This window comes from Pontibacter harenae, from assembly GCF_020907245.1.
In the GTDB taxonomy this organism is placed as follows: Bacteria; Bacteroidota; Bacteroidia; order Cytophagales; family Hymenobacteraceae; genus Pontibacter; species Pontibacter harenae.
Genome location: NZ_JAJJWH010000090.1, coordinates 1 through 3,785 on the forward strand (window position 1 = coordinate 1; position 3,785 = coordinate 3,785).

The window sequence follows — 3,785 nt, forward strand, 5'->3', positions numbered from 1 at the left end:
AACACATGAAAGCAGGTATCCCAGAAATACTGGTAAGGATAAGTATCAGGGGAAGGTTTGGTATAGTGGTAGTTAAACCCTCCTCGTTGCCCGCTGATCATATTCCTGTACAGCAAGCCGCGCACCTGTGCCGCTATCTCCTCGTCGGACAGCACGCCCTGCTCATCGATCATTTTCTCGCTACTTGATGTACGCATCCCAGCCTGCATAATTCTGTGTTTTAGGCCCCAGCGGAAGCGACAGCGCCGCCACTGCCAAGCCCAGCACAATGCCTGTTATACTTAGGCCAAGAGGGCTGTTGCTCAGAAACCACGGTGCCGCCGCCACAACAAGTCCCAGCAGTACATTAAAATAACGCCCCCTGCGCAAAGGCTCGCCCATGCAGAAAATGGAAGTAACCACTACCAGCGAACCAGCCAAATGGAAAATATCGGCCACTGTTTCTTTTATCTGCACCCCGAAAACGGCTGGCGCAAATACCATGGCAATACCCAGCAGCATGGCTACGGTCAGCGTCCACGGAAAGCTGATACCCCAGATGGAGGCACTGTATACTGGCCCCGGCTTCTGCGGAAACGCCATCATCTCCGGTGCCTCGTCCTTGGCATCGCTCTCGATGTTGCCGCCTTTCCAGAATATTTTCCAGAAGCTTTCTCCCTGGTTCACTTTCTTCTTCATGAACTGCCCCATCGCAATCACCTCGTCTACTTCCAGGGGGATCATCGGGATCATGATGGCGGCGGCCAGCAGGCAGAACGTGCACCAGGNTCCCGCGTCGGAAACAGGCATGCTGTGCGACATAGCCGAGTTCAGCACCTGCTCGCTCTGCTGTCCGAAGAAGGGGTCCCACACCGAATCGATGTAGCCCAGCTGAAAAGCAGCCAGGTAACGCGACACCACCCATCCGATTAAGCCCAGCACCATCATGATCCATCGCTGCGGCCAGCTCGAGGGGTTGTAGCTCCATCCGGGCGGCGTGTCGGGCCCCATCTTCATGTACATGATCATGTTGGGCATACCGGGGATGAGTATGGTCAGGGCTATGACGAGTGCGCCCACCATGGTATCGTTCAAATAAGCCACTGCCGTTGGTGACCAGAACAGCAGCGGTGCCATGGTAAGCCAGATGCCGATAAAGCAGCAGATCCAAAGGCGGACGGGGCGGTTAGGCGTGAGCCCGCGCCAGCCGAAGAACATCAGCAAAGCACCGCTGATGATGTCGCTCCACTTCATGAACTGGATGCGCTGCTCCATGTTGAGCCACACGCTCCTGCCACCAGAGGGCTGCACCGTGCCGATGCCGTAGTCGAAGGTGAGCGGCGAGAGCAGCACCCAGGCGCCCAGTATGATGATCGTCCAGTACACCCAGAGCGTCTGCATATGGTGCATGTGCAGCATCTGCCTGCGCATGTCGTCCGACATCATCATGCCCCCGCCTTTTTCTTTCTCCATTCCTTGTTTTTGATGTCCGTCATGGTCTTCGCCCTGGTGCATTCCCTTGTTATGCTGGCGTATCTCCTTCTCTGCCATGGGGCGTGTAACGCCGCGCATGCCCATGCCACTCTGATGGCTTCCGTTTCTTTGTTGATTATCTTGACCTTTATCCATTTTCACAGTTTTCTTTAATGCTTCATTACTATACTATGTGTCTGTGTTATACTGTAGGCTGAGCTGTAGTAAAAAACACTACAACAAGTCCTTACAATGCTAAGGGTGGTAAGAGGTTTAGGCAGCTAAGCCTTCTGATTCTGTGAGGGCTGATGAGAACTTACACGTAGTGGCAGCTCCTTTGGTAGTAAAAACATGCTTTACTTAGGCTGCTTCATTTTACAAAGCATCCTGTGAATTGGTTTTACATATCACTTATTATTTATTATATATTTTTTGTGAAGCAGAATAGATCCGCACTCCGCTTCTGCTCTTTGACACCTCTATTCATTTCTATTTAACAACTGTTTAAGAGACATTTTAACCTTATGCAGCGGCTAGGGATGCAAAGCCTGCTATAATGTCTTTAAGGAGTGTCCAGCTGAAAGCATCAAACTGATTGCTTGTAGCAAACGTAACATCTTCAGAGAGCACTGAAAGTAGGTTTAAACAGAAATGACTATGAACTCGAACTATGATAAAGTTAACAGCACAAGACGTGGTTTAGTGGTGATAACAGGGGCTTCGGCAGGCCTTGGCAGAGCTATCGCCCGCACGTTTGGCGCCAATGGCTATGATGTGGCCCTTATCGCAAGGGGGACTGACGGCCTGAAAGGGGCCCAAAGGGAAATAGAGGGCATGGGCCGTAAAGCCGTGTATTTTGAGGTAGACGTGGCGGACGCGAAAGCTATGGAAGAGGCAGCAGCTAAAACAGAGGAGCAGCTTGGCCCCATTGATGTGTGGGTAAACAATGCGATGAACAGCGTTTTCAGTCCTATTAGGGAGATGGAGCCCGAGGACTATAAACGGGTGACAGAGGTAACATACCTGGGGCAGGTCTACGGTACGTTGGCAGCGTTGAAGCGCATGCTGCCCAGGGATAAGGGTAAAATAGTTCTGGTTGGCTCTGCGTTAGCGTATCGAGGTATCCCGCTTCAGTCTGCGTACTGCGGCTCCAAGCACGCCGTGGAGGGATTCTTTGACTCCCTGCGCACAGAGCTGCTGCACGATAAGAGCAAAGTACAGGCAACAATGGTACAGTTACCCGCTATGAATACGACCCAGTTCGGCTTTGTGAAAAGCAGGCTACCGAACAAGCCACGCCCGATGGGCACCATCTTCGAGCCGGAAGTAGCGGCACAGGCTATACTTTATGCCGCAGAGCATGACAGGCGTGAGATAAACGTCGGTTGGCCAACCCTTCAGGCTATTGTAGGCAACAAAATAGCGCCTTGGTTCGCAGACTACGTGCTTGCCCGGAACGGCATCAAGGGCCAGCAGACGGACGAGCCAGAAGAGCCTAACAGAAAGCACAATCTTTACGAGCCCCTGCCTGGCGATCATGGCGCACATGGGCCTTTCGGAGATCAAGCTACTACTTTTAGCCCACAGTTGTGGGTAAGCCTTCACAGAAGAACGATTCTGTCGGCGGCAGCTGCTGTGGGTGCTTTGGTAGTGCTTGGGAAGCGGCTGAAGAGCATGCAGTCGTAGCGGTAGTTTTTTTACTATAGGTCTTGTCCTGATGAAAGTTTACAAGTTTCCAATCGCGTAAAACCCCAGAGTTGCGACACAGCTTTTGGAGATTAGCACCAACATTGCCGTTCGTCGCTCTTACTATTTTCCTAAAAAAAGGGGGGTAAGTGAGGTAAAACAAAGCGCTTGTCACATAAACTTTCACAAGTAGCCTTAGTCGCTGCAACTCAAATTCGTACAGTAGAACTTTGAGCATGTACTTTCAAACCAAGCACTGTGGAGAATAATCCTGACACAGATCATCAGGAAAAGAAGCTGTCTCAGTCGCCTTCGGCCCAACCCATCCACGACACGATCTTCCAGAAAACTGAATCTGAGCTTGACCGTCCTTCCTCCGTCTTGTTCTGGTCGGGTCTGGCTGCTGGTCTGTCCACGGCTTCTCCATGATAGCGGAGGCATGCTCATGGCTTACTAGCCAGATGCAGAGTGTAGTATCCTGGTATCAAGCTTTGGCTATAGCCTGAGGTTCCTAATTGTCACACTCGGCAAACACTGTAAAGAGTGCGCCGAGTCATGCTTCAAATGCGATGAAGCCTGTGATCAGTTCATGAACGCACAAACTTTTTGAGTTGTGGTTCACAATGTATGATGTTTGCATTTTTGTT

Annotated in this window: 3 protein-coding genes and 1 pseudogene; 2 read left to right on the forward strand and 2 right to left on the reverse strand. The window is 51.2% G+C overall.

Translation table 11 applies throughout. The annotated features are described in order from the left end of the window. Positions 1–197: pseudogene (locus LN893_RS20220) on the reverse strand (hypothetical protein); the annotation flags it as partial. After that, a complete protein-coding gene (locus LN893_RS20225; protein ID WP_229973218.1) occupies positions 181–1,608 on the reverse strand; it encodes an SPW repeat domain-containing protein in 1,428 nt (475 codons plus the stop codon). The pseudogene LN893_RS20220 and the gene LN893_RS20225, both read right to left, overlap by 17 nt. Positions 1,609–2,109: 501 nt before the next feature. Here LN893_RS20225 and LN893_RS20230 point away from each other — a divergent pair. Both LN893_RS20230 and LN893_RS21020 read left to right on the forward strand, forming a co-directional pair. Next, complete coding sequence (locus tag LN893_RS20230) at positions 2,110–3,138, forward strand: SDR family oxidoreductase (RefSeq protein WP_229973220.1); 1,029 nt, start codon at positions 2,110–2,112, stop codon at positions 3,136–3,138. 514 nt (positions 3,139–3,652) lie between these two features. Then, a complete protein-coding gene (locus LN893_RS21020) occupies positions 3,653–3,748 on the forward strand; it encodes a four-helix bundle copper-binding protein (RefSeq protein ID WP_500797101.1) in 96 nt (31 codons plus the stop codon). The last annotated feature ends 37 nt before the right edge of the window (positions 3,749–3,785 follow it).

Coding starts and splice junctions, on each gene's coding strand:
- LN893_RS20230 (WP_229973220.1), top strand. CDS start 2,110: ATGAACTCGAACTATGATAAAGTTAACAGCACAAGACGTGGTTTAGTG.